General features: G+C 39.9%; 26 protein-coding genes. 24 read left to right on the forward strand and 2 right to left on the reverse strand.

What is annotated here, in order from left to right; translation table 11 throughout:
• The first annotated feature begins 55 nt into the window (after window positions 1–55).
• The 4 genes from CWS20_RS21700 to erm all read left to right on the forward strand — a co-directional run bounded on the left by CWS20_RS21700 (window position 56) and on the right by erm (window position 5,979).
• The gene (locus tag CWS20_RS21700) at window positions 56–1,435 is read left to right on the forward strand and encodes a murein hydrolase activator EnvC family protein (RefSeq protein ID WP_066189877.1); all 1,380 of its coding nucleotides are present in this window, start codon (window positions 56–58) and stop codon (window positions 1,433–1,435) included.
• Window positions 1,436–1,757: 322 nt separating this feature from the next.
• Entirely contained in the window at window positions 1,758–3,203 is a 1,446-nt protein-coding gene (locus CWS20_RS21705; RefSeq protein WP_066189880.1) for a S41 family peptidase, read from the forward strand.
• 221 nt (window positions 3,204–3,424) lie between these two features.
• A complete protein-coding gene (locus CWS20_RS21710; RefSeq protein WP_326134765.1) occupies window positions 3,425–4,567 on the forward strand; it encodes a PDZ domain-containing protein in 1,143 nt (380 codons plus the stop codon).
• Between the two features lie 569 nt (window positions 4,568–5,136).
• On the forward strand, window positions 5,137–5,979 hold the full coding sequence (gene erm / locus CWS20_RS21715) for a 23S ribosomal RNA methyltransferase Erm (RefSeq protein WP_066189887.1): 843 nt from the start codon (window positions 5,137–5,139) through the stop codon (window positions 5,977–5,979).
• Window positions 5,980–6,182: 203 nt separating this feature from the next.
• Here the strand turns inward: erm and CWS20_RS21720 are convergent, their stop codons facing one another.
• The gene (locus tag CWS20_RS21720; RefSeq protein WP_083957141.1) at window positions 6,183–6,626 is read right to left on the reverse strand and encodes a hypothetical protein; all 444 of its coding nucleotides are present in this window, start codon (window positions 6,624–6,626) and stop codon (window positions 6,183–6,185) included.
• Window positions 6,627–6,746: 120 nt separating this feature from the next.
• Between CWS20_RS21720 and CWS20_RS21725 the strand changes: the two genes are divergently transcribed.
• From CWS20_RS21725 to CWS20_RS21795, 15 genes are all read left to right on the forward strand, one after another.
• Window positions 6,747–7,643: a ring-cleaving dioxygenase gene (locus CWS20_RS21725; protein ID WP_066189890.1), complete on the forward strand. Its 897-nt coding sequence runs from the start codon at window positions 6,747–6,749 to the stop codon at window positions 7,641–7,643.
• Between the two features lie 75 nt (window positions 7,644–7,718).
• Complete coding sequence (locus CWS20_RS21730) at window positions 7,719–8,153, forward strand: MarR family winged helix-turn-helix transcriptional regulator (protein ID WP_083957142.1); 435 nt, start codon at window positions 7,719–7,721, stop codon at window positions 8,151–8,153.
• A 54-nt stretch (window positions 8,154–8,207) separates the two neighbouring features.
• Window positions 8,208–9,140, forward strand: a complete 933-nt coding sequence (locus CWS20_RS21735) for a ring-cleaving dioxygenase (RefSeq protein WP_066189893.1) — start codon at window positions 8,208–8,210, stop codon at window positions 9,138–9,140.
• A 17-nt stretch (window positions 9,141–9,157) separates the two neighbouring features.
• On the forward strand, window positions 9,158–9,754 hold the full coding sequence (locus tag CWS20_RS21740) for a flavin reductase family protein (RefSeq protein ID WP_066189895.1): 597 nt from the start codon (window positions 9,158–9,160) through the stop codon (window positions 9,752–9,754).
• Between the two features lie 16 nt (window positions 9,755–9,770).
• Window positions 9,771–10,376 (forward strand): alpha/beta hydrolase, encoded by a 606-nt coding sequence (locus CWS20_RS21745; protein WP_066189897.1) that lies wholly within the window; start codon window positions 9,771–9,773, stop codon window positions 10,374–10,376.
• 15 nt (window positions 10,377–10,391) lie between these two features.
• Window positions 10,392–10,994 (forward strand): NADPH-dependent FMN reductase, encoded by a 603-nt coding sequence (locus tag CWS20_RS21750; protein ID WP_066189900.1) that lies wholly within the window; start codon window positions 10,392–10,394, stop codon window positions 10,992–10,994.
• Window positions 10,995–11,069: 75 nt separating this feature from the next.
• Window positions 11,070–11,678: an NAD(P)H:quinone oxidoreductase gene (gene wrbA, locus CWS20_RS21755; protein WP_066189903.1), complete on the forward strand. Its 609-nt coding sequence runs from the start codon at window positions 11,070–11,072 to the stop codon at window positions 11,676–11,678.
• A gap of 288 nt (window positions 11,679–11,966) precedes the next feature.
• The gene (locus tag CWS20_RS21760) at window positions 11,967–13,079 is read left to right on the forward strand and encodes an AI-2E family transporter (protein ID WP_066189906.1); all 1,113 of its coding nucleotides are present in this window, start codon (window positions 11,967–11,969) and stop codon (window positions 13,077–13,079) included.
• Between the two features lie 167 nt (window positions 13,080–13,246).
• Complete coding sequence (locus CWS20_RS21765; RefSeq protein WP_066189909.1) at window positions 13,247–13,480, forward strand: CsbA family protein; 234 nt, start codon at window positions 13,247–13,249, stop codon at window positions 13,478–13,480.
• Between the two features lie 290 nt (window positions 13,481–13,770).
• Window positions 13,771–15,750, forward strand: coding sequence for an excinuclease ABC subunit UvrB (gene uvrB, locus CWS20_RS21770; RefSeq protein ID WP_066189912.1), 1,980 nt, complete (start codon window positions 13,771–13,773; stop codon window positions 15,748–15,750).
• Between the two features lie 9 nt (window positions 15,751–15,759).
• Window positions 15,760–18,636: an excinuclease ABC subunit UvrA gene (gene uvrA, locus CWS20_RS21775; RefSeq protein ID WP_066189915.1), complete on the forward strand. Its 2,877-nt coding sequence runs from the start codon at window positions 15,760–15,762 to the stop codon at window positions 18,634–18,636.
• A 431-nt stretch (window positions 18,637–19,067) separates the two neighbouring features.
• Window positions 19,068–19,412, forward strand: coding sequence for a hypothetical protein (locus CWS20_RS21780; RefSeq protein WP_066189918.1), 345 nt, complete (start codon window positions 19,068–19,070; stop codon window positions 19,410–19,412).
• A gap of 157 nt (window positions 19,413–19,569) precedes the next feature.
• Window positions 19,570–19,878: a magnetosome magnetite crystal formation protein family gene (locus CWS20_RS21785; RefSeq protein WP_066189920.1), complete on the forward strand. Its 309-nt coding sequence runs from the start codon at window positions 19,570–19,572 to the stop codon at window positions 19,876–19,878.
• A gap of 19 nt (window positions 19,879–19,897) precedes the next feature.
• Window positions 19,898–21,007 carry a DUF4097 family beta strand repeat-containing protein gene (locus CWS20_RS21790; RefSeq protein WP_066189923.1) on the forward strand — a complete coding sequence of 370 codons (1,110 nt, stop codon included), beginning with the start codon at window positions 19,898–19,900 and terminating at the stop codon, window positions 21,005–21,007.
• 42 nt (window positions 21,008–21,049) lie between these two features.
• A complete protein-coding gene (locus tag CWS20_RS21795; RefSeq protein ID WP_066189926.1) occupies window positions 21,050–21,394 on the forward strand; it encodes a phage holin family protein in 345 nt (114 codons plus the stop codon).
• Window positions 21,395–21,641: 247 nt separating this feature from the next.
• Here the strand turns inward: CWS20_RS21795 and nagA are convergent, their stop codons facing one another.
• Window positions 21,642–22,808, reverse strand: coding sequence for an N-acetylglucosamine-6-phosphate deacetylase (gene nagA, locus CWS20_RS21800; protein ID WP_066189928.1), 1,167 nt, complete (start codon window positions 22,806–22,808; stop codon window positions 21,642–21,644).
• 192 nt (window positions 22,809–23,000) lie between these two features.
• On the opposite strand from nagA, the gene hprK reads away from it, so the two are divergent.
• From hprK to CWS20_RS21825, 5 genes are all read left to right on the forward strand, one after another.
• Window positions 23,001–23,936: an HPr(Ser) kinase/phosphatase gene (gene hprK / locus CWS20_RS21805; protein WP_066189931.1), complete on the forward strand. Its 936-nt coding sequence runs from the start codon at window positions 23,001–23,003 to the stop codon at window positions 23,934–23,936.
• Window positions 23,937–24,011: 75 nt separating this feature from the next.
• Window positions 24,012–24,833 (forward strand): prolipoprotein diacylglyceryl transferase, encoded by an 822-nt coding sequence (gene lgt / locus CWS20_RS21810; RefSeq protein WP_066189933.1) that lies wholly within the window; start codon window positions 24,012–24,014, stop codon window positions 24,831–24,833.
• Between the two features lie 17 nt (window positions 24,834–24,850).
• Window positions 24,851–25,798, forward strand: a complete 948-nt coding sequence (locus CWS20_RS21815; RefSeq protein ID WP_411814267.1) for a nucleoside recognition domain-containing protein — start codon at window positions 24,851–24,853, stop codon at window positions 25,796–25,798.
• Window positions 25,785–26,435, forward strand: a complete 651-nt coding sequence (gene ppaX, locus CWS20_RS21820; protein WP_066189939.1) for a pyrophosphatase PpaX — start codon at window positions 25,785–25,787, stop codon at window positions 26,433–26,435. The genes CWS20_RS21815 and ppaX overlap by 14 nt, the downstream gene beginning before the upstream one ends.
• Window positions 26,432–26,932 (forward strand): acyltransferase, encoded by a 501-nt coding sequence (locus tag CWS20_RS21825; RefSeq protein WP_066189942.1) that lies wholly within the window; start codon window positions 26,432–26,434, stop codon window positions 26,930–26,932. Before ppaX ends, CWS20_RS21825 begins: the two co-directional genes overlap by 4 nt.
• Window positions 26,933–26,957: the final 25 nt, after the last annotated feature.

Consider the following 26,957-nt stretch of genomic DNA (forward strand, 5'->3'; position numbering starts at 1 on the left):
CCAATTAATAATACATATAGCCACGGGATATTCATAGGAGAGGAGATATCATAACTTGAAGAAAAAGATAGCAAGCATGTCTTTAGCTGCAATGATGGGTGTCGGTGCAATCGCTGCTACATTACCAACAAATGTAATGGCTGATAAATTAGATGATTTGAATAATCAAAGTGAAAATTTAAAGAAAGAACAATCTGGTATTGATTCTAAATTAAATAAGGCTGATTCAGAGATTCAAAGATTACAAGATGAACAAAAAACGGTTGAATCAGAAATTAAGCGTCTAGATACGGAAATTAAAGATGCTGAAACAAAAATTACAGAAAAAAATAATGAAATAAAGGCAAAAAATGAAGAGATTGAAAGATTAAAAAAGGAAATAGAAATCCTTATTGACCGAATTGAAAAGCGCAATGAGCTCCTTAAGGACAGAGCGCGTTCTATGCAGGAGTCTGGCGGCGTTGTCAGCTATATGGACGTATTGCTTGGTGCACAAAGCTTCAGTGATTTTATTGGGCGTGTTGGAGCTGTTGCCACAATTGTGGAAGCAGACCAAGTAATATTGAAAGAGCATCAGGCAGATAAGGATAAGCTGGAAGAAACACAGGCGAAAGTAAAAGAAGAGCTTGCTTCCCTTGAAAAGATGCGTAATGAGCTTGAGCAAATGAAATCTAAATTAAGCGATCAGAAGAAACAACAGGATAATTTAAAATCGATTCTTAAAAAAGAAGAAGATCATAAACATGCTGAAAAAGTAAGTATGGAAGAAGAAAAAGAAATTTTAGCAGCGCAAGATAAAGCGATTCAGCAGGCTATTAAAAATGAGAAAGATAGGCAGGCTGAAATTGCACGAAAAGCTGAAGAAGCAAGACAAGCAGAAATTGCTAGACAAGAAGAGGCTAAAAAGCAAGAGGCTGCAAAAGCAGCGACAAACAATAACAGCAATTCAGGTAGTTCTAATAGTGGTGGAAGCAGCAACAAGGGAAATAGCGGCGGTGGACAACAAGTTAGTGCACCACCAGTTTCCAGCGGACATTGGACAAAACCAGCAGCAGCCGGTATTTTAACGTCTGGATTGGGTCAGCGTTGGGGTTCCTTCCATGCAGGTGTTGATATTGCAGCAAGTGGAACAGTTCCTATTTTTGCAGCAGCTGATGGGGTTGTCATCAATTCCTACTATTCAAGCAGCTATGGAGAAGTAGTTTTTATTGCTCACTCTATTAATGGTCAAACGTATACAACTGTTTATGCTCATATGCGCAACGGGTCAAGACAAGTAAGCAATGGCCAAACAGTTTCTAAAGGTCAGCAAATTGGTTTAATGGGGAATACAGGTGATTCTCAAGGTCAGCATTTGCATTTTGAGCTTCATAGAGGCGGATGGAATAATGCAAAATCGAATGCGATCAATCCAGTTGGAATCGTACCACTATAAAAGAAGGGGAGGCGAGTGCTTCCTCTTTTTTCTTTTACCCAAAATATAAGCCTTTAATCATAAAGGCGCTGGCTGAGAGAAACTCATTTTAAAATAGAAATGAAAGGTTTGGGATTCTCCGAGGCTTACCACTTTATTTCCGCGGGGCGAGCGAACTCCTCTCCAAATCCAACTACATTTACTTATTTTCACTTCCTCAACACTCTAAATCCTAAATGCTGTATCTTTGTCCGGCCACTTCTTATTTCCAATCATAACTTGTCCTTTTTGTTCATATATTTTTTGGAGAAGTACCGCATATGCGTGGAAAGGGCGGATGAGAATGAATAAAAAGTGGATTTCAATATTAATGGCTATATCTCTGCTTATAGGAGCAGGGTGTTCATACGCTGGGATGCAATGGAGTATGAAAATGCATTCTATGAATGATGAGCAAATGCAAGAGATAAAGGGAGATATGTCAGAATTAGAAGCAGAAGAATTTGAAAAAATTAGTACAGCCTTTCGTCTTATTTATAAAAATTATGTTGAGCAAGTGGATGAGGACAAGCTGACTGAAGGAGCAATTCAAGGGATGCTGTCTACTTTAGATGATCCATACTCGGTATATATGGATAAAGAAACGGCTAAGCAATTTAATGAAACACTAGAATCCTCATTTGAAGGAATTGGTGCAGAGGTGAGCATGGTTGACGGTAAAGTAGTGATTGTGTCCCCGTTTAAAGATTCGCCTGCGGAGAAGGCCGGTTTAAAACCTAAGGACCAAATTTTAAAAATAGATGGAAAGAGCATTGAGGGACTTGATTTATATGCAGCAACATTAAAGATAAGGGGAAAAAAAGGAACAACGGTTAAGTTGGAAATCAAACGAGATGGTTTGCGCGAGCCATTAACTGTTGAAGTTGTAAGAGATGAGATTCCTCACTTAACTGTAAATTCAGATGTGATGATTCATAATGACAAAAAGCTAGGTTATCTTGAAATCACTTCCTTTTCACAGGAGACAGCAAAGGAGTTTAAGATAGAACTGAAAGCATTGGAGGAAGAGGGGATTGAGGGTCTTATTATTGATGTCCGTAATAACCCTGGAGGACTGTTAACAGCGGTCGATGAAATTTTGGAAGAGCTTGTTACAAAAGAGAAGCCATATGTGCAAATTGAACAGCGCAACGGTGAAAAAATGATGAATTTTTCAAATTTAGAAGAGGCGAAGGAATACCCGATTGGGGTTTTGATAGATGATGGAAGTGCATCTGCTTCAGAAATCTTGGCGGGGGCATTGAAAGAAGCTGGAAATTATCCATTAATTGGAATTAATACGTTTGGAAAAGGAACGGTACAGCAGCCGGTGCCAATGGGAGATGGAAGTAATATTAAGCTTACACTTTATAAATGGCTTACACCAGATGGAAATTGGATTCATAAAAAGGGAATTGCTCCAACATTTGAAGTAAAACAGCCAAAGCTGTTCCATACACATCCGTTGCAGGTTGAAGATGTATTGCAGACGGATATGAATAATGAACAAATAAAGAATGCGCAAGATATGCTGGAAGCGCTTGGGTACGGACCCGGAAGGAACGATGGCTATTATTCCGCTTCAACAGCTACTGCAGTAAAAGCATTCCAAAAACAAGCTGACTTGCCAGCTACTGGCCAGATTGACTCGAAAACAGCATCTGCTATGGAGCAAGAGGTCCTTACCCAAATCAAAAATCCCAAAAACGACCTCCAACTCCAAACCGCCCTTCGCATCATCGCAAAATAATTATATCAATGCCATTGTGGTGCCTGTCACCTCCAAGGTTCGACATAAAATGTCGAACCTTGGAGGTGACAGGCACCCTATGTTTTTAGGGTGAGATTTGGTAGAATATAGTTAGATTAGTAGTTTTGTTGAGGGTGAGGTAATTTAGTTGATAGAGGTTGGTGGATGGTTTGGCTGAGGCTTGGCTTTTTGAGTTGATAATGGGTATAGGAAAGCTTTTTTTGAACCCGGTTTTTTATTTAGTTTTTATTGCAGCAGCATTTTATGGTGTTCAGCGGGTAAAACGTGAACGTCAGCATTTTTCGGTGCGAGCGGAGAATGCCTATTTTGAATTAAAACAAATTTTTCCTTTATCTTTAACTATTGGATTGTTTTTGTCTATCATTACAGTCACGGCTGGTCTCGCAGTACCATTAGAGCTGATTGTCTTCACCGCTGGAGCAACAATCCTTTTTATACTGACTCCAAAGGTAAGGTGGCTTGCCCCAGCTTATACGCTAAGTATAGGTGTGTTGCTCACTTTCATAGCAAATAGGCAAGAGTGGCCAATGCCTGACTTTTTTACATCAGATACATTTGGTATAGAAAGCATTTTTCCGGCAGCTGCGCTCCTTATTTCTTTACTAGTGATTGCAGAAGGAATTCTCATATCAAGAAATGGGAAAAAAGGAACATCGCCACGATTAATGAATAGCAGGCGTGGTCAGCAGGTAGGCATGCATGAGGTGAAAAGGATCTGGTTATTGCCTTTATTCCTCCTTATTCCTGGAGAAGCGCTATCCCTTACGTCTGATTGGTGGCCGGTATTTTCCATTGGTAGCAATACATATTCACTTATAGTTGCTCCATTTGCGATTGGCTACCAGCAGCAAATTCAAAGCTCCTTACCGCAAAAGGCAATAGAAGCATATGGTAATAAAGTGATTGTATTCGGTGCGATACTGTTATTGCTTTCAAGTGCAGCGTATATTTACCCTATTGCTACATTAGCTATTGCTGTGCTAGCTATTCTAGGCAGGGAATTCCTAAATTATCGTCAGCGTGTGACAGAAACGAATTCCTCCTTCTATTTTGCTAAACGTAATGAAGGTTTGATGATTATTGGCATTGTGCCCAACTCTCCGGCAGATAAGATGGAACTGAAAATTGGTGAAGTAGTTTTAAAAGTGAACGGCTCTATTGTCAATGATGAAAATGGCTTCTATCAAGCGCTGCAAAAAAATGCGGCCCATTGCAAGCTTGAGGTGCTGGACATCAACAATGAACTAAGGTTTGTCCAAAGGGCTTTATATACGACAGATCATCACGAGTTAGGCATTCTTTTTATTAAGGATGAAGTAAAAAAAGGGAATCGAGCAGTGTAGTGGTTTTGTCAGACATAAAGAGAAATAACGAATCTTTAGTTAGATATCACGAGGCATAACCGGTCAAACGCGACGATAAGCCACGTGAAAAATAAATGTTATTATGAAGCGCCTTTCAAGCAAAAATTGAAAGGCCTTTTATGATTGGAAAAGTATGGTTGAAGTATGAGTGAATTTTCTGTATAATATACCTTATAACGAGATTGGAGGGCTATTAAAAATGATCATATTTATTAGATTACGTCACGTTTCTTTGAACAGGTAACTGAATATGTTCAAAGGCTCTGTTTTCATAACAGAGTAAACGGAAGTAGTCTGTCCATTTTTAATAACCTTCATCGGATGAATGTATATTCTTAAGTGAAGAAAGGCAGAGCAGTCTGTCTTTCTTTTTTTATGACACCAATTTTTTTAAAGGAAACAACAGGTTATTTGGTGTCTCTCTTTTTAGGAGTGACACTGTTCTATTCTAATACACTCTGTTTACTCTGAACCACAGATGCCAGTCTGTGGCTTTTTGTGATTGCAGTCCTTTTAAGAATGAGCACTTTAGAAAGGATTGAAATGAAATGGCAAAAAAGGTGGACAAATATCTTGGAAAAAAAATGAGTCGCAGCGAGCCTCCTAATTTTAGCGGCCAGCATTTAATGCACAATAAGCGACTAATAAATGAAATTGTAAATAAATCACAGGTCTCAAAGCAAGACCTTGTTTTAGAGTTGGGGGCAGGAGAAGGAGCATTAACGACTATTTTAAGTGAGAAAGCTCGAAAGGTTTTAGCTGTTGAGTACGATGAGAAGTTTGTAGATAAGTTAGAGCAAATTCCTGCAAACAACATCAAAATTATTCATAATGATATTTTAAGGATCTCTTTGCCAAAAGAACCATTCATTGTCGTCTCTAATATTCCGTATGCAATTACAACAAATATCATGAAAATGCTTTTGAACAACCCAAATAACAAACTTGAAAGAGCATTTATCGTTATGGAAAAAGGAGCATCAAAACGATTTACTGCGAGTATAGTAAGAGATTCCTATGTGATGGCGTGGAGAATGTGGTTCGACTTAAAGGTTGAAAGGAGCATATCCAGGGAGTGTTTTTCACCTCCTCCCAAAGTTGATTCAGCATTGCTATCTATCAGAAGAAAAAAGAGTCCGCTTGTTCCATATAGAAACAAAAATGCTCTGCATCTTCTTTTAAGCTTCGGTTTAAAATATCCAAATGCGCCGATTGAACAAATTTTAAAATCCATCTTCACGGCACCACAGGCTAAAAAGGCCAGGCAGGCCATAAAATGTGAACCTGAAAAAACAGTAAAATCCTTAAGTGCTCAACAATGGGCAATACTAACTGAAACACTAGTGCGCTATGCCCCACGAAATAAATGGCCAAAACAAAGAAAAAAATAACTCGCCAACAAAGGAAGCTGACATCAAATAACGTCAGCTTCTCCATTTTATATTTAGTTTATTTGGGTACCTGTCACCGGCAAATTTCTACATATTTCTACAAATCCTACATAATCAACAAAGTGCATCAAAATCAAACAAAATATACAGAACCAGATTCTGCGTTGTATAGTTTTAAATGGATTCCTGTGAAGTGGAACGTGTTATAGGAATTGTTTCATGTTTTCGATGTTGGCTTGTTGGGTGTGAATGAGTTTTTCGGATAGTGCTTTGATTTGTTGATTAGTACCGGTATAGTTATGTTGATGTTTAATGATTTGAGTAATGCCCATTGTTGTTCCTTGGATAACCATTTCGGCTATTTTTGATGTTGGGTCTTTGGAAGTCATGGTTTTGACCGTGCTAGTAATTTGCGAATTTAATTTTGCAAATGAAGGTGCTTCCTTGGCTTGACCTTCTTCCACCAAATCTTCGGCTTCATGAAAAATACTTTCATACTCAGCCATTTGTGCTTTCAGCATCGATATAAATTGGTCATCATCTGTTTTTTCGATGACTTGATGAAGGCTGTCGCGCCCCATATCGGCTGTTTCGCTTATATAATCCAACATCTCTTTGTCATCTATCAATCTAATCACCTCAAACATAACTTGCCCACTTAATCCAAAAAATACAAAAAGGGATTGACACCTTTATAAAATATGAAATATAATTATCTCATATTCAAGATACTTTAATTGAAGGTAAATAATGAAAGGGGTATGAAAATGCTGCAAACAGCTGGTATTCACCATATTACCGCCATCGTCAATGATCCACAAAGAAATATAGACTTCTATACAACCGTTCTCAATTTGCGTTTGATTAAAAAAACAATCAACTTTGATCGCCCGGAAGTTTACCATTTTTATTTCGGCAATGATACTGGAGATCCCGGAACTATTATCACTTTTTTTCCATGGCCCAGCCTTCCAAAAGGGAGAATTGGCACTTCGCAGGTCGGTGTTTCTAGCTTTGCAGTTGCTCCAGGTTCACTGTCATTTTGGAAAAATAGACTGGCCCAGTTTAACATTCAGTTTATAGAAAGTCATCGATTTAACGAAAAATCTATCCAGTTTACAGACCCAGATGGGCTTATCCTCGAAATTACTGAGCGAAAGGGATTGCTACACAACAACAGCCGAGAGATTCAAGGGTTTGCTGGTGCAACTTTATTTTCTGCGCAGCCTAATAAAACAGCTGATGTCCTTGAGAATATGCTTGGGATGGAATGCATCGGTCAGGAAGGAAAATATCTTCGATTTAAAGCAAGCGGAAACTTGGGGCAAATAATTGATATTAAACTCTCACCTACAGTCCGCGGACTAGCAGGAGCTGGAACGGTTCACCATATCGCCTGGAGAGCAAAAAATCAACAACAGCATCAGCAATGGCAAGAGTTGCTCACCGCTAAAGAATATTTTCCAACAGAGATTCTAGAGAGAAAATACTTTAAAGCGCTTTATTTTCAAGATGGTGGGGGAATTCAATTCGAGATTGCCACAGATGAACCTGGATTCACGATTGATGAAGAAATTGAGCATCTTGGTGAAAAGCTTATGTTACCAACATGGATGGAAGGACGGCGCAATAAACTAGAAAAAAATTTACCGAAACTTAGTTGACAAATCATAAACTAAAAGATAATATTATCTCATATTCAAGATATCTTAATTCAAACAAAAGAGAGGCGATGAAAATTGGTAGATAAAACCACACTCGATTCATTTGCCACTTTTACAAAAACATCAAGAATGATTCAAGACGAGTTTAAGCAGTGGCTAACTCATTATAAACTCAGTCCTACTGAATTTTCGGTTTTGCAAGTATTAAATGAAAAAGGACAGCAAACGGTTCAGCAAATTTGCAATCAAGTATTGTTGACGAGCGGTTCGATGACTTATGTAATTGATCGTCTTCAGGATAAAGGACTGCTCATCAGAAGCGATTGTCGTGAAGACCGCAGGGTTGTTCATGTAAAAATGACTTCAAAAGGCTTAAACTTAATGAATATATTATTGCCTAGGTATGAAGAGTATATAGGAAATTTATTTCAAGGGGTTTCACTCGCACAACAAAGGGAATTGATAAATATATTAAAAAAATTAGGGGAAAGTAAAATAAGTCTTGTCTAATATCTCAAACTCGAGATACTTGAAGATTAGATAAAAAGAGGGGTGTATTATATTATGTCTAAAAAAACTGCAGGCATTCATCATATAACCGCAATAGTAGGCCATCCACAAGAAAATGTAGATTTTTATGCTGGAGTGCTTGGACTACGTCTCGTAAAGAAAACGATTAACTTCGATGATCCTGGCACATATCATTTATATTTTGGTGATGAAGGAGGAAAACCGGGAACGATTATTACCTTTTTCCCTTGGGCTAATGCCTATCAAGGTGTCATAGGCGATGGACAGGTGGGAATTACTTCGTATGCTGTGCCAATTGGAGCCTTGCCATATTGGGAAGACCGTTTGACTAAACGAAACATTGCTTTTGAAAAGAATATTCGCTTTGGGGAAGAGGTTTTAAGTTTTGACGACCCGCATGGGCTTCACTTGGAACTAGTTGAAAGAGAAGCAGGAAAACAAAACGATTGGACATTCAGCGGTGTGACACCGGAAGTAGCCATAAAGGGTTTTGGGGGAGCTGTTTTATACTCAAGCAATCCGGCGAAAACTGGAGAACTGCTAGAAATAATGGGTCTAGAAAAAATAGCGGATGATGGAAACTATACCCGCTACCAATCTAGTGCAGATATTGGAAACATAGTTGATTTGAAGCTTACTTCAAGCGGCAAAGGCAGGATGGGTGTTGGAACGGTCCATCATATCGCTTGGAGAGCAGCGGATGATGAGGACCAGCTTGATTGGAAAAAATATATTGAAGGCAATGGCTATGGCGTAACGCCTGTTCAAGATCGCAACTACTTTAATGCGATTTACTTCCGGGAATACGGTGAACTGTTATTTGAGATTGCCACTGATCCTCCAGGATTTGCACATGATGAAACACTGCAGACTATGGGCACAGATTTGAAACTGCCGGAGCAATATGAGAAATATCGCGGACAATTAGAGAGAAGATTAATTCCGATTGAGGTAAGAGAAATTTAAGTAAGGAGTGTAGCGATTTGTTATCGATTGATCCTGCAGAGCTTTCTGAAAGAGAAAATTATAAGCTTTTGATTGGCAGTATTATTCCTCGCCCGATTGCATTCGTCACTTCTCTATCGGAACCGGGAATCATTAACGGCGCACCATTCAGCTTTTTTAACATCGTATCGTCCAATCCGCCAATGATTTCAGTTTCAATTGCGAGAAAAAATGGTCAGATGAAAGATACTGCAAGAAATATTACATCATCGAAAGAGTTTGTTGTCCATATTGTCGACGAGAAGAATGTGCGCCAAATCAATGAAACGGCAGCGAGTTTGCCGCCTGATCAAAGTGAATTGCAACTTGCCAATTTAACAGCTATACCTAGTACAAAGGTTGCTGTCCCTGGTGTCAAAGAAGCGAAGGTGCGGATGGAATGCAAATTGTACCGCCATCTAGAGCTTGAAGGAAATGCTGACTTGCTGATTGGGCAAATTGTGCAATTTCATATAGAGGACAGCATTTATGAAAACGGGAAAATTAATGCGAATGGGCTAAGCGCTGTGAGCAGATTGGCCGGTCATGATTATGCCAAAATTGGTGACGTTTTTGAAATCTTACGGCCAAAATAATTTTGGAGGATAAATAATGAAACATATTTTCGAAAAAGGAAAGAATTCATCAAAAACAACTTTACTTTTACTACATGGTACTGGTGGAAATGAACTTGATTTGCTTCCGCTGGCTGGAAAAATAGATGAAGATGCTTCTGTTCTGAGTGTTCGCGGCAATGTTTCTGAAAATGGGATGCCGAGATTTTTTAGAAGGTTAGCAGAGGGAATCTTTGACGAAGAGGACTTAATTTTCCGTACGAAAGAATTATATGAATTTCTTGATGAAGCAGCAGTGAAATATAGTTTTGACAGAAAGAATATCGTGGCAATTGGCTATTCTAACGGAGCGAATATAGCAGCGAGCATGATGTTTCATTATGACGATGCCTTGAAGGCAGCGGTCTTGCATCATCCGATGGTTCCGCGGAGAGGGATTGGATTGCCTGATTTATCTGGAAGCCATGTATTTATAGGAGCAGGTACGAATGATCCAATCTGTCCTGCTGAGGAATCAGAGGAATTAAAGTCCATTTTGGGAAATGCGGGTGCTGAAGTGCATTTGCATTGGGAAAATATGGGTCACCAACTGTCATTCAAGGAGGTTGATGCTGCAGCTAAATGGTATAAACAAAACATCTAAAAGGAGAACAGCAAGATGGGGATTTTAAATAAATTATTTGGAAAAAATAATAGCAAAATCGAGGAGGAAAATGAAATGGAAAAATTAAATATTGGAATTATATTAGGAAGTACTAGACAAGGACGTGTAAGTCCACAAGTAGGTAAATGGGTAAAAGACATCGCGGATAGTCGTGGAGATGCGAATTATGAAATCATTGATATCGCTGACTTCAACCTGCCATTCCTAGGTACAACTGATGGTACAGAGCCTGGTATTGCTGCCTGGTCTGATAAATTGGCTAGCATGGATGGATTTGTATTTATCGTACAAGAATATAATCACAGCATTAGTGGAGCATTGAAAAATGCAATCGATTTTGCACGTGATGAATGGGCTAATAAAGCTGCTGGAATTGTAAGCTACGGTTCAACAGGTGGTGCGCGTGCCGCTGAACATTTACGCGGAATTTTAGGAGAATTGCAAGTGGCAGATGTTCGTACACATCCGACATTATCTTTGTTCACTGATTTCGAGAATTTCTCTGAATTCAAACCACAAGACTTACACCAAGATAATATGAAATTAATGCTTGATCAAGTAATTGACTGGAGCGGTGCATTAAAAACTTTAAGATAAAGTTTATCGGATAAATCTATGTGGAATTGAAAAACTATAGTAGTGATCTTTAGACAAATTAGGAGGATTATTCGAATGAGTGTTAAATTAGCAGTGATTTATTATAGCTCTACCGGCACGAACTATCAAATGGCACAATGGGCAGAACAAGGCGCAAAGGAAGCTGGAGCGGAAGTGAAACTTTTGAAATTCCCTGAAACAGCACCAGAAGCAGCAGTTGACTCAAATCCAGCATGGAGAGCGAATGCAGATGCGACTAAAGACATTCCTGAAGTGACTTTAGCTGATTTAGAGTGGGCAGATGCGATTGTTTTCAGCGTACCTACAAGATTCGGAAACATCGCTTCCCAAGTGCAGGCATTTATTGATACTGCTGGTGGATTATGGGCGCAAGGGAAGCTTGCGAATAAAGTAGTAAGTGCAATGAGCACTGCTTCAAATCCACATGGCGGTCAAGAAGCAACCATTCTTTCCTTATACACAACCATGTACCATTGGGGAGCGATTGTCGCAGCACCTGGATTTACTGATCCAAGCATCTTTGCTGGAGGCGGTAACCCATACGGCACAAGTGCAACTCAAGGTCAGGACGGAAAAATCGTTGAGGATGTTGAAGCAGCTGTGAAGCATCAGGCAAAACGTACAGCTACTGTCGCTGAATGGGTAAAAAAAGGAAACCAATAAGAATTTGAGGAGAAACTGCCGTTATCATATATGCGGCAGTTTTTTTTATCGGCATTGCTTGCTTCATATAACTATCATAATTGTGAACATTCATTGAATCATTCTCCCTATTTTTGAAGGAAGCGACACTTTTGAAGCGACAGAGCAGGAGGAAAGGTTTAAAATATAGAATAACGTACAATAATAATGAAGTTTTAAAATTTTTTATAATAAAAATGCGGAGTTCTGTCCATCCCCTAGTGTAAATTGTTATAATACATGTAAATATATTCGAAAAAAGGTGAGACTGTGTCAAAGAAGAAATTCCAATATTGGGCTTTGCAATTTTTAATTATCCTTACGATTATTTTAGTGGCTTCCAAGATTTCATTTTTATTTGAGCCAATAGGAATCTTTTTTTCAACATTATTTTTTCCTATAATTATTTCTGGCTTTTTATTTTTCATCTTGAATCCGTTTGTCCATTTGATTGAAAGGGCGAAGGTGCCAAAAGTGTTAGCAATTATTATTCTCTTTGCTATCGTAATTGGTTTGTTGGTTTTAATTATTGGCAATATTGTTCCGACCATTTCAAAACAGGTTGGCGCTTTAATGAATGATCTGCCTGAATATGTGAAGAAGACAGAGCAATTCTTTAATACTTTTTCAAAATCCGAAGGCTTCAAGTGGGTCATGACCCAGCAATATGTCACTCAAGAGGAAATAATGGCTTACATAGTAGATTATGCAAATACATTGCCACAAAGGATTACAAACGGCTTGAGCGGCTTCGTCGGTGTTGTGACAAATATCACGATTACCATTATTACTGTTCCATTCCTTTTGTTTTTCATGTTGAAGGATGGAGAAAAGTTCCCTCCGGCATTGGGGAAGTTTATTCCTAAAGTCTATCGTGCAGAAGCGATCAACACGTTAAGAGAGACTGGCAAGACGCTGTCATCTTATATTCAAGGTCAAATTACAGTGGCATTGTTTGTTGGGACTGCTTCATTTATAGGCTTCCTAATTATCGATTTGCCTTATGCTATCGTAATGGCATTAATTATCTCAGTCACAAATATTATTCCGTATGTGGGTCCTTTTATAGGCGGAGCTCCAGCGGTGATTGTCGGGTTATTTGAGTCTCCAACGATGGCAATATTGGCTTTGTTGGTTATTGTTATAGCTCAGCAGCTGGAAGGAAATTTGATTTCTCCGCTCATTTTAGGAAAAACATTAAATACTCACCCTGCGACAATTATCATCTTATTGCTTGTGGCAGGTAATCTTGCCGGCGTTCTTGGGATGTTACTGGCAGTGCCAACGTATGCTGTAAGTAAAACGATTGTCCAAAATGCCGTCAGCTTCTTTAGAGCAAGGAAAATGGCTAATGAAGTAGAGTCCGACTCGGCCGAGGCATAGATGAAAGAGGTCCTTCTACAAAAGTGAGAAGGGCTTCTTTACTTGTTTGCTAAACTCTTTGATCGTTCTTCGTATGATAGCCAACTAGTGAAACTTTACCTGCGCAAAGTTGTACTCTTATTTGAGAAGGAGTATGCTATAGAAAAGGTAAATGAGAAGGTGTAAATATGGGATTGAAATATTTGCTCGCTCTGTTTGTCCCAGGATTGCTTGTGTTATTTTTTACAAGGGTGACATATAATCGACTGATTGGGCTCATATTAACCGTTGCTTTAATTGCCGCATCCGTCTATAAAGGTTACACAAACGCCTATGGACTAATCATCGTCGACGCATTATCCTTAACAATCGGCTTCTGGCTAGCCGACTCCATGAAAAGCAAAATAAAAAAACAGCACTGACCCAATACCAATCCATTCTACAGTGATTGGTATTTTTATATTTTAAACACCAAAAGCCAAACACAAAAAATGTCGATAATTATCGATTTTTGTAATGTTTTGTGGGTGACAGGTACCCAATGTTTTAAAAAAACGAATATCCGTTCGCATATTGTTGGTTTGTTTTAGGGTGTTTGTGGTAGAATGATGATAGGAGTTTTAGTAAATTAATGTAAAAAGAGGGTCAGCATCTTTTTCGTGTTGATTTGACTTAATTTATAGAGGAATTTTTATTAGAGGAGGTTTTAGGTGTGAAGGAACAGTTTGAACTTGTTTCAAAATATTCTCCTGAAGGCGATCAGCCGGTCGCTATTAAAGAGCTTGTAAAGGGAATTAAAGAGAATAAAAAGCATCAAACGCTTTTAGGAGCAACAGGTACAGGGAAAACATTCACCATTTCTAATGTAATTAAGGAAGTGAATAAGCCTACACTAGTTATTGCCCATAATAAAACACTTGCGGGGCAGCTATACAGCGAGTTTAAAGAGTTCTTCCCGAACAATGCGGTCGAATATTTTGTCAGCTATTATGACTACTACCAGCCAGAGGCCTATGTACCTTCAACTGACACATTCATAGAAAAGGATTCAAGCATCAATGACGAAATTGATAAGCTTCGCCACTCAGCAACCTCCTCTTTATTTGAAAGACAAGATGTCATCGTTATTGCCAGCGTCTCGTGCATTTACGGCCTAGGTTCGCCTGAGGAATACCGTGAAATGGTGCTGTCTTTAAGAACTGGGATGGAAATCGAACGCAATCAGCTCCTGAGAAAGCTTGTTGATATCCAATATGAACGCAACGATATGAATTTCATTCGCGGAACATTTAGAGTGCGAGGGGATGTAGTCGAAATCTTCCCGGCATCCAAAGATGAACATTGCTTAAGGGTTGAGTTTTTTGGCGATGAAATTGATCGCATTCGTGAGGTCGATGCATTAACTGGTGAAATCATTGGCGAGCGTGACCATGTAGCAATTTTCCCAGCTTCCCACTTCGTTACCCGCGAAGAGAAAATGCGCGTTGCTATAGAGAATATTGAGAAGGAACTTGAAGAGCGTTTGGCTGATTTAAGAGAGAATGGCCAACTTCTACAGGCACAGCGTTTAGAGCAAAGAACGAGGTATGATCTGGAAATGATGAGGGAAATGGGCTTTTGTTCTGGAATTGAAAACTATTCACGACATCTGACTTTAAGGCCAGCAGGCTCAACTCCATATACACTTCTAGATTATTTTCCGAAAGACTTCTTAATGGTTGTCGATGAATCCCATGTCACACTGCCGCAGGTCAGAGGTATGTATAACGGGGACCAGGCGCGCAAGAGTGTCCTTGTTGAGCATGGATTCCGCCTGCCTTCCGCTTTGGATAACCGCCCGTTAACCTTCTCGGAATATGAGAATCATATTAACCAAATTGTCTATGTTTCAGCTACTCCGGGTCCGTATGAGCTTGAACATACACCAGAGGTCGTGGAGCAAATTATCCGTCCGACAGGATTGCTTGACCCGATTATTGAAGTGCGTCCAATCGAAGGCCAAATTGATGATTTAATTGGAGAAATACAGGAACGCGTGGAGAAAAATGAGCGGGTGCTAATCACTACCTTAACGAAAAAAATGTCAGAGGATTTAACTGATTATTTAAAGGAAATCGGCATCAAGATTCAATACCTTCACTCTGAGGTAAAAACCCTTGAGAGAATTGAAATCATCCGTGAGCTACGACTTGGCAAATATGATGTACTAGTGGGGATTAATCTTCTCAGAGAAGGACTTGATATTCCGGAAGTATCACTTGTAACCATTTTAGATGCTGATAAAGAAGGGTTCCTTCGTTCTGAACGCTCATTAATTCAAACGATCGGTCGTGCAGCCCGGAACGCAAATGGCAAGGTAATCATGTACGCGGATAAAATGACCAACTCAATGGAGCTTGCGATCAGTGAAACAAAGCGACGCAGAGCCATCCAGGAAGAACATAATGAAAAGCATGGCATTACTCCGCAGACAATTAAAAAGGATATTCGCGATGTCATTCGCGCCACGCATGCTGCCGAGGAGCCTGAAGAATATAATGCATCTGAAAAACTGGGTAATTTGACTAAAAAAGAACGAGAAAAGCTTATTGGCAATATGGAAAAAGAAATGAAGGAAGCAGCCAAAGCGCTCAATTTCGAACGTGCTGCCGAGCTTCGTGATTTAATTTTGGAGTTAAAAGCGGAAGGGTGATCAAATCAAATGGCAATGGAAAAATTGATTGTAAAAGGTGCCAGGGCACATAATTTAAAAAATATAGATGTTACTATCCCAAGAGATCAGCTAGTTGTAATCACCGGATTATCTGGTTCAGGTAAATCCTCACTGGCATTCGATACAATCTATGCAGAAGGACAGCGCCGCTATGTTGAATCATTGTCCGCCTATGCACGGCAATTTCTTGGTCAAATGGATAAGCCGGATGTAGATACAATTGAAGGATTGTCTCCTGCCATTTCCATTGACCAAAAAACAACAAGTAAAAATCCGCGTTCGACAGTAGGGACAGTTACAGAAATATATGATTATTTACGTCTTCTCTATGCAAGGGTGGGCCGGCCAACTTGTCCAATTCATCATATCGAAATTTCTTCGCAGACAATTGAACAAATGGTTGACCGTATTATGGAATATCCAGAAAGAACAAAAATGCAGGTGCTTGGCCCCTTAGTTTCCGGACGTAAAGGCACGCATGTGAAAATCCTTGAAGAGGTGAAGAAGCAAGGATTTGTTCGCGTTCGAGTTGATGGGGAAATGCGTGATTTAGACGATGATATTGATCTTGAAAAAAATAAAAAGCATTCAATAGAAGTAGTCATCGACCGCATTGTCGTAAAAGAAGGAGTTGCAGCCCGTTTGGCTGATTCGATCGAAACGGCCCTTAAAATGGGAGGCGGCAAGGTTATTATTGACGTAATTGGGGAAGAGGAGCTGCTGTTCAGCGAAAATCATGCTTGCCCACATTGCGGATTCTCAATCGGTGAGCTTGAACCGAGGATGTTTTCATTTAATAGTCCATTTGGCGCCTGTCCTGAATGTGATGGGCTCGGCTCTAAGCTTGAGGTTGATCCCGATTTGGTCATACCTGATAAAGGATTGACCTTGAAGCAAAATGCAATTGCCCCTTGGGAGCCAAGCAGTTCGCAATATTATCCGCAGCTGCTCGAAGCAGTATGTACTCATTACGGTATTGATATGGATACACCGATTAAAGATTTGCCAGATGACCAGCTGCAAAAAATTTTATACGGTTCTGGTAAAGATAAAATTTATTTTAAATATGAAAATGATTTTGGCCAAATCCGTGAAGGAAATATCCATTTTGAAGGTGTAATCAATAATATTCAGCGCCGCTATAAAGACACAAGCTCAGATTATATTCGCGAGCAAATGGAGAAATATATGGGCGAGCATGCTTGTCCATCATGCAAAGGCTACCGCCTAAAAACGGAGAGCTTAGCGGTTCTTATTGACGGGAATCATGTTGGTAAAGTAACTGATCTTTCTATCGAAGATGCATTCGAGTTTTTCGGTAACTTAAAGCTATCAGAAAAAGAAATGAAAATTGCCAATCTCATTTTCCGCGAAATTAAAGAGCGGTTAGGTTTCTTAATCAATGTCGGATTGGATTATTTGACATTGAGCAGAGCATCCGGCACATTATCTGGTGGAGAGGCGCAGCGTATCAGGCTGGCGACGCAAATCGGCTCACGCTTAACTGGCGTCCTCTATATATTAGATGAACCATCCATTGGATTGCATCAGCGTGATAATGACCGCTTAATTGAAACGCTGAAAAATATGCGGGATATTGGCAATACGCTGATCGTCGTTGAACATGATGAAGATACGATGATGGCTGCCGATTATTTAATAGATGTTGGACCTGGTGCAGGTGTACATGGTGGACAGATTATTTCAGCAGGTACACCTGATGAGGTGATGAATGACGACAAATCATTAACAGGACAATATTTAGCAGGGAAGAAGTTTATTCCGCTTCCAATTGAACGAAGAAAGAGCAATGGCCGTTATATTGAAGTGAAGGGTGCCAAAGAAAACAACTTAAAAAATGTAGATGTGAGATTCCCTCTCGGTACGTTTACTGCCGTCACTGGGGTATCTGGATCAGGGAAAAGTACATTAATTAATGAAATTCTTCATAAAAGCCTGGCTCAGAAGCTGAATAGGGCGAAAAGCAAGCCGGGTGAGCATAAAGAAATTACAGGCATCGATCAGTTGGAGAAAGTGATCGATATTGACCAATCGCCAATTGGCAGAACTCCGCGTTCAAATCCGGCAACGTATACTGGTGTGTTTGACGATATTCGCGATGTGTTTGCTTCAACAAATGAAGCGAAGGTGAGAGGATATAAGAAAGGCCGCTTTAGCTTCAATGTAAAGGGGGGCCGCTGTGAAGCATGTCGAGGAGATGGCATCATAAAAATTGAAATGCATTTCCTTCCGGATGTTTATGTTCCATGTGAAGTTTGTCATGGCAAGCGTTACAATCGTGAGACACTTGAGGTCAAATATAAAGGAAAGAATATCTCAGAAATCCTTGATATGACTGTTGAAGATGCTGTGGAGTTTTTCGAAAATATTCCTAAAATCAACCGCAAGCTGCAAACGATTTATGATGTAGGGCTTAGCTATGTAAAACTTGGCCAGCCTGCTACCACATTGTCTGGAGGAGAAGCGCAGCGCGTGAAGCTTGCTTCAGAGCTGCATCGCCGCTCAACAGGCAAGTCATTCTATATTCTTGATGAACCGACAACTGGCCTTCATGTTGATGATATTGCGAGATTGCTCGTTGTTTTACAACGTCTCGTTGACAATGGCGATACAGTACTTGTCATCGAGCATAATCTTGACGTCATTAAGGCAGCCGACTATATTATCGACCTCGGACCTGAAGGCGGTCATAAAGGCGGTACAATCCTTGCGACAGGTACACCGGAAAAAATTGCAGAAACGCCAGAATCATATACTGGAAAATATTTAAAACCGGTTCTTGAACGTGATCGAGCGCGTATGAAGAAGCAAATTGCTGAAAAAGAAAGTGTGCCTAACGCATAACCTCTCAGGAGCAGTTCCATATAGGACTGCTCCTGAAAGCCCTTGAGAAAGTGATTTTGTCCGCTTGACTCCTGTGGGAGTTGCGAGACAGTCGAGACACTAAACTAAAGGTTCGTTTGCCGAAGCGGCTCGACGCTCGCCCTGCGGAAAGCGAGTGGTAAGCCTCGGAATATCTCCAACTCTTTATTTTTATTATGAATTGAGTTTTCCGACAGCTTCAGGAGCAGTCCCTTTGAGGGATTGCTCTAATCTTATTTTTTAAAAAGATCTGCAGACTCGTGCTGGATATGTGACAACGCTGAGACCGCGAAGGGCATATCTTAAAATTGCTTTTCCAAGGAAAAGACAACTTTTTGTAACCCTATAGAAAAAGCTGTGTAATCATCTTCATTTATAATAAAAAATAAAACAAAGGGGAAAGGGAGGGTATAATGGAAGATTATTTAGCGAAATCGTTAGAAGAGTGGAAAGAAGATATTTCTGAGGTGCTTAGTCAAATTAATGAAGAATTTGAAAACATTAAGCTCGAGCTTAAGCTTTATTCGTATAAATACGGAATAACTAAGCAAGTCATTCAGTCTACTGTAAATGATGAGATTATAGACAGTATTCGCGAGCGGTATCATAAACCTTTCGAAGAAAAATATAATCAGCTCAAAGAACAGGCAAAAGAGCTTGAAGAGAAACGTAAAGTTTTTCAAATGTTTGTACACAAAATCGATGAGGTCAAACGTAAAGAAGCCCCAAGAACAACCGACTTGGCAGCCTATCAATAACTTGAAACCGTCTAAGACCTAAGACGGTTTTTTTCTTTGGCAAATATGAGTTTAATAAAAGTAGCGTATATATAAATGTAGTTCAAACAAAACTTTTCAAAACCTGAAACTTTTTAACCGCTGTTTCGTAAATATTAGTACGAAGGAGCTGAAAAAGATGGACTCAAATAAGGTGCTTTCAGCGCTCAGCTATTTCAGTGTTTTGTTTGCGGGTATCATATTTCCTATAATAGTATTCTTTGTTGTAGAAAATATAGAAACGAAGCGGCATGCAAAACAGGCATTGATCTCTCATTTATGCCTGCTTGTTCCTGTACCAATTCTCATTTTCAGTCTTTTTGTTGCTTTTGAAAATGACGGGATGCCATTAATGTTCATTACTGCCGTTGTCCTAAGCATAGTTATTAGTCTAACAGTACTAATATGGAATATGATTAAAGGAATAAAAGTACTTTCGACAAATTGAATCATTTGGAGGGATTGTCATGCAAGAAGAAAGAAAAAGAATCTTAAAAATGGTTGAGGATGGAAAGCTGTCTGTGGATGAGGCGCTTACGCTGCTTGAAGAATTAGAAAAAGCGAGCAAAACAGCAGAAGAAAAGCAAGAAGATATCGTTAAGGATCTTTCAACAGCCGTCCACTTTGAAGAAGCGAAAAAAGAAGAGCCATTTAATTACAAATTTAATTCTGCAAAAGATAAGTTCATTGATTTTGTAGACTCTGCATTTAAAAAGATAAAGGATGCAGACTTGGACTTTAATTTTGGACATTCGATAGATATTTCACATATTTTTCAACAATCTGATGTATATTTTAAAGACATAGAAATTGATATAGCGAATGGTTCGGTAAAAGTTTTTCCTTGGAAACAGACGGATGTTCGCATTGAATGCGAAGCAAAGGTTTACCGTTCAGAAACGCAGGATGAAGCACGTCAAAAATTTCTTAATGACGTTGTCTTTACGATTAAGGATGAAAAATTAAAATTTTCTACACAGCAAAAATGGATTAAATTAAATGCAGTAATTTATGTTCCTGAAAAAGATTATGAGAAATTAAAGCTCAGGACGTTTAATGGTCCAATAGAAAGTGAAAATATAACAGTATCATCATTTAAGGCCAAAACAGCGAATGGCAAAATAAATATGAAGAAACTACAAAGTAAACATGCTGAAATGGAAACCGTCCATGGCCAAATAACGGTTGAAAACAGTTTAGTCGATCATATTGAAGCAGAAACAATTAGTGGCATGATTAAGGTCGACGGAGATTATAAAAAGGTGGATGTCCATTCCTTTAACGGAGATGTATATTGCACAGTTAACGGCTCTCGCTGCGAATATATCGAAACGAAAGCGACAACAGGAAGCTTAGAAATTGCTCTTCCTCCATTTTCAGAAGTGAATGGGGAACTTAAAACGAATCTCGGTAGCTTTAATGTCCATTTAGACGGAATCGAGATTATAGAAGAAAAGAGCGATGTTATTCAAAAAGTTCTCCGCTTTAAGTCGATAAAAGATCCTAAGAGTGGTTTAAAGCTTGATGCAGATACAAAGACTGGTTCTGTCACAGTAAAAAAATCCAACGCTTTATAAACTCTATCTTCCTTACATCCAAATGAAGAGGTGTAAAGAGAGATGAAATGGTTAATTGGAATTTTAATTAATGCCATTCTATTTATGGCAATTGCAGGCTTCTTTGAGGAATCCTTCTATTTATCAGGGTTCGGAGCTGCATTGGGCGCGAGTTTTATTTTATCTATATTAAATATTTTGGTTAGACCGATACTAATAATCTTAACACTGCCGATTACAGTGTTATCATTAGGCTTGTTTTTATTTGTCATTAATGCCGTTACATTGCTTATTACGGATGGTTTAATGGGCAGCTCGTTTGAGATCGCAGGGTTCGGAACTGCCATACTTGTATCAATCTTAATGTCGATTGCCAATGTAATTATTCAAAAGGTTGTTTGGCGCTAAGAGGACGTCAGTTTATTTAGCTGACTCAGGCTGTAGAGAAACTCATTTCAAAAATAAAAATGAAGGGTTTGAGATTTTCCAATGCTTAACGCTTGATATATAGCGATTCGAGCGTTAAGCATATAGTGTCTCGACTGTATCGCTACTCTCTCGCAGGCGTCGAAAAGATACCTCTCCAAACCCAACTAAATTTACTTATTATCACTTTTTCTCAACACTGTGAGTCAGCTTATTTAGCTGACTTTTTTTATGTGCGTTCATAGCTTATTTCTCCACGGCAAATAGTCAAAACGACATTCATCTTTGGATCGAGCACGACTAAATCACTATCTTTGCCCGGCGCAATGCTGCCTTTTCTGTGAAATAACCCAAGCTTTTTTGCGGGATTGGCACTGGCCAATTGAATGGCTTCTACTACGTTTAATCCTGAAAAATCCATCATATTGCGGACAGCTTCATTCATTTTTAAAATACTGCCTGCCAAGGTCCCGTCCACCATTTTAGCCATTCCGTCAGCAACAAATACTTTCTGACCGCCAAGTTCATATTGTCCGTCCTGTAAGTATTTTGCCCGCATGCTGTCAGTAATAAGAATGATTCTTTCTAATCCTTTCATCTTTAGAGCCAGACTCACCATTTCAGGACAAATATGGTAGCCATCAGCAATAATTTCATTAGTCAATGAATCTAAAAGTAAAGCTGCCCCTGCAGCCCCAGCCTCTCGATGATGCATGCCGCGCATGCCGTTAAACAAATGGGTAATATGGGATGCACCGTTATTTGCTGCACGTTCTATTTCCTTATAGCTTCCATCGGAGTGCCCGATTGCTGCAATCATTTGCTGATGTGCTATATACTTTATAAATGACAAATCTAGGTCATTTTCGGGTGCATAGGTAACCATCTTTATTTTGTTGCCGGAAATTTTTCTCCATCTGGATAACAGAGGAATATTAGGCTTTAAGATATGGGCGTCAGGCTGGGCGCCTGCTTTACTTTTATTAATAAAAGGTCCCTCTAAATGAATGCCAATCATTTCGGATTCACCTGGTGAAGAAAAAAATTCAGCAGTATTTTTAAGTGCCGATTCAATCTGCTGAACTTCCTGTGTAATCGTTGTTGCCAGGAAGCTTGTCGTTCCTTCTGAAGGGAGAGCCTGAGCGATTGTAGACAACGCTTTTGCTGTCCCGTCCATCACATCGGCACCTGCAGCTCCGTGAATATGAATGTCAATAAATCCGGGGCTAATGATAAAGTCTGGATGTAAATCAATCGTTTGCTTGATTTGAACATCTGGACATTGATTCATCGTCCCAACAGAGAGGATTTTTTTGTTTTCTATCAATATGTATCCATGAAATAACTGTCCATCCTCACTGACAACCTGAGCATTTTTTAATAAAATCCGGCTCATCCGAGACCTCTCCTTTCGGTAGGTGATAGAATTATTTTATCACTCACATAAAAGGATAGTCTTAAAGGATTTGGTTCTTTTGAAAAAAATGCTAAAATAAAGGTCGTATCAATTTAATTGGCTCGAAGGCATTACTGTTTCAAAGTTTTTTAATAGATGGTTCATGTTTCTGATCAGGAGGAGGGGAATTGTTTGTCGAAGGTCCGGACGAAGGATGTTATAGAGAAATTTAATTTAGAATTGGTCAGTGGTGAGGAAGGAATAAATCGCCCGGTTACAACAAGCGATATTTCCAGGCCAGGTATTGAATTGGCGGGCTATTTCGATTATTTTCCGGCGGAACGAATTCAGCTTTTAGGGAAGACAGAGCTTTCGTTTACGGAGAAGCTGAATGAGCTTGAACGTGAGGCGCGGCTGGAACGCTTATGTTCAGACATTACACCGGCAATCATTGTGACAAGGGATCTTGAAGTGCCGTTGGAATTGATTGAGGCTGCAGAACGAGAGGCTGTTCCTATTTTACGAACGAAACAAAAAACGACGAGGTTTTCTAGTTTGCTGACCAATTTTTTAGAAAGCAAGCTGGCTCCAACGACAGCGCTTCACGGTGTGCTCGTTGATATTTATGGCGTCGGTGTGTTAATTACCGGGAAAAGCGGTGTTGGTAAAAGTGAAACGGCACTGGAACTTGTTAAACGGGGCCACAGGCTTGTCGCTGATGATTGTGTAGAAATTCGCCAAGAGGATGAAGACACTCTTGTTGGTAGTTCTCCTGAATTGATTGAGCATTTACTGGAAATTCGCGGTCTAGGAATTATTAACGTAATGACGTTATTCGGAGCTGGCGCGATTCGCCGATTCAAGAAGATTTCGATTGTGATGGATTTAGAAATATGGGATTCTAAGAAGCAATATGACCGGCTTGGTCTCGATGAGGAAAAGATGAAAATTATAGATACAGAATTAACAAAACTGACGATTCCTGTTAGACCTGGACGAAACTTAGCCGTTATTATAGAGGTAGCGGCCATGAACTTCCGTTTAAAACGGATGGGAGTGAATGCGGCAGAGCAATTCACTAATCGCCTGTCAGATGTGATAGAAGATGGTGAACATGAAGATCGTTAAGTAAGTTTTTTTACAGATGGTGCAATCTTTGCAAGGTAAGCATCATTTGCATTACATATAGAAGGAGAAGTGGTTATGCTATTGTCTATTACGCCAATCGATCCAGTGGCGATTTCTTTAGGGCCGTTACAAATCAGATGGTATGGTCTTATTATTGGTATCGGAATTGCGCTTGCCTTGATTGTGGCAATGAGGGAATCTGATAAACGCGGTTTAGGAAAAGACATTTTTGCTGATTTAATGCTATGGGCGATTCCAATATCAATTATTTGTGCACGGATTTACTATGTTATTTTTCAATGGGATTATTATTCACAAAATCCGGGAGAAATTATTAAAATTTGGAACGGTGGAATTGCGATTCATGGGGCGCTTATAGGTGCTGTGATTACTGCCTATATTTTTGCGAAAAGGAGAGGCGTGTCCTTCTGGCAACTTGCGGATATTGCTGCGCCAAGCATAATATTAGGGCAGGCGATTGGCCGCTGGGGCAACTTTATGAACCAAGAGGCACATGGCGAAGAAGTAACGAGACAGTTTTTAGAAAATCTGCACCTTCCAGAGTTTATTATTAATGGGATGTATATTAATGGCGCTTATTACCACCCGACATTCCTATATGAATCATTATGGAACTTTGCAGGGTTTTTCCTTTTGATCGCTTTAAGAAAAGTGAATTTGCGACGAGGAGAGCTTTTCCTCACTTATGTCATTTGGTATTCAATCGGACGCTTTTTTATTGAAGGCATGAGAACAGACAGCTTGATGGCTACAGAGTTTTTACGTGCGGCTCAGATGATTTCGGTTGTGCTTGTGGTCGGTGCAGTCGCAATATTAATTTATCGAAGAGTGAAAGGTTATTCAAAAGAGAGGTATTTAGATAAACCGAACAAATAGACCGGGGGAGAGACATCATGCTTCATTCTTTTAAGGAAGGGTTGAAGGTTGGCTTAAAGACAACATGGACACTGGGGAAAATTATTTTCCCCGTCACATTAATTGTTGCTTTGCTTCAGCATACGCCGATTTTACCATGGGTAATTGACCTTATTGCTCCGCTGATGAGTATTTTTGGCTTATCTGGAGATGCTGCAATCCCTTTAGTGCTTGGTAATTTTCTCAATGTATATGCAGGGATAGGAGCAATCCTCACGCTGGAGCTTACTGTGAAAGAAGTATTTATTCTCGCTGTGATGCTGTCGTTTTCACATAATTTGCTAATTGAGTCCAGTGTAGCCATCAAAGTAGGTGTGAAGCTCTGGATTGTGTTAGCGGTAAGAATCGGGTTGGCAGTGATTTCTGGCATCATTATTAATTTAGTCTGGCGGGGTGGATCTGAGGTTGCACAATACGGGCTAGTGGGTGCAAGTGAAGAAGTGCTGACTGGCTGGGTGCCTATTTTAGTGAATGCCGTTGAGAAGGCGGCGTTAGGTATATTCCAGTTAGCGGTTATTGTCATCCCGCTGATGGTTGTTGTTCAAATATTGAAGGATCGTAAATGGCTAGCTGTTTTTTCAAAATGGATGGCGCCTTTAACAAGAAAGCTTGGTATGAGAGAGAATACTTCGACGACCCTTGCTGCAGGACTGCTGTTTGGTTTGGCTTTTGGTGCCGGTGTGATGATTCAAGCTGTGAAAGAGGATGGCGTAAGTAAAAAAGATGTGACGCTTGCGTTTATATTCCTTGTTGCTTGCCATGCGGTGGTTGAAGATACGCTCATTTTTATCCCACTCGGCATTCCGGTTCTTCCATTGCTGATCATTAGAGTGGTTGTCGCAGTGATACTTACAATGGTAGTAGCATTTATTTGGAAAAAATTAGATGCGAGTCCAAGAAAGGAAGCAACATATGTCTCAAATTAATACAGTCTTATTCGATTTAGATGGAACGTTAATCGATACAAACGAATTGATTATTTCTTCTTTTTTGCATACTTTAGGTCATTATTATCCAGGTCAATATACACGAGAAGATGTCCTTCCGTTTATGGGGCCAACTTTGACGGAATCGTTTAACTCGGTTGATCCGGAGAAGTCTTCTGAAATGCTAGATATGTACCGCAGCTACAATAAAGAGCAACATGATGTACTCGTGAAGGAATTCGACGGAGTCTATGAGACGGTAAGGACGCTGAAGGAATCAGGCTATAAGCTTGGCATTGTAACAACTAAGATGCTAGATGTAGTAGAAAAGGGATTAAGGCTCACAAAGCTGGATGAATTTTTCGAAGTGGTTGTTGCTCTGGATCATGTGGAACGACCGAAGCCTGATGCTGAGCCGATATTGAGAGCATTGGAGTTATTAGATTCAGAGCCCGAGACAGCGATTATGATTGGCGATAATCACCATGATATTTTAGGCGGAAGAAACGCAGGCGTGAAAACTGCCGGTGTGGCATGGTCATCAAAAGGAAGAGAACATCTTCTGCAGTTTCATCCGGACTATATGCTGGAGCGGATGCCTGATTTGATTGATATTCTTGAAGGTGACCGTGCATGAGGCGAACGGTGCGCTATCCGGTTGAAGGGGCAAACTCGCTTTGGCATGTTTATAAAACTGTCCCTTTTTTGAAGGTTGTCAAAAATTTTATCGTTATCCAAGTGGCGCGATATACACCTTTTCTAGGTATGAAGAGCTGGCTTTATCGAACATTTTTGCGGATGAAAGTTGGGGAGCAAACGTCATTCGCATTAATGGTCATGCTCGATGTGATGTTTCCTGAAAAAATCAGTGTCGGACGCAATTCAGTCATCGGCTATAATACAACGATTCTCGCGCATGAATATTTAATCAAAGAATATCGGCTTGGACCAGTGGAAATAGGCAGCGAAGTCATGATTGGCGCCAACTGCACTCTCCTCCCTGGAATCCAAATCGGCGACGGGGCCATCGTCTCCGCCGGCACCCTCGTCCACAAAGACGTCCCCCCAGGCGCCTTCGTCGGCGGCAACCCCATGCGCATCATCTACACAAAAGAACAAATGGAACAACGATAATAAATTGGTGCCTGTCACCTCCAAG

It is taken from the genome of Cytobacillus horneckiae (genome assembly GCF_002835735.1).
Lineage (GTDB): Bacteria > Bacillota > Bacilli > Bacillales > Cytobacillaceae > Cytobacillus > Cytobacillus horneckiae.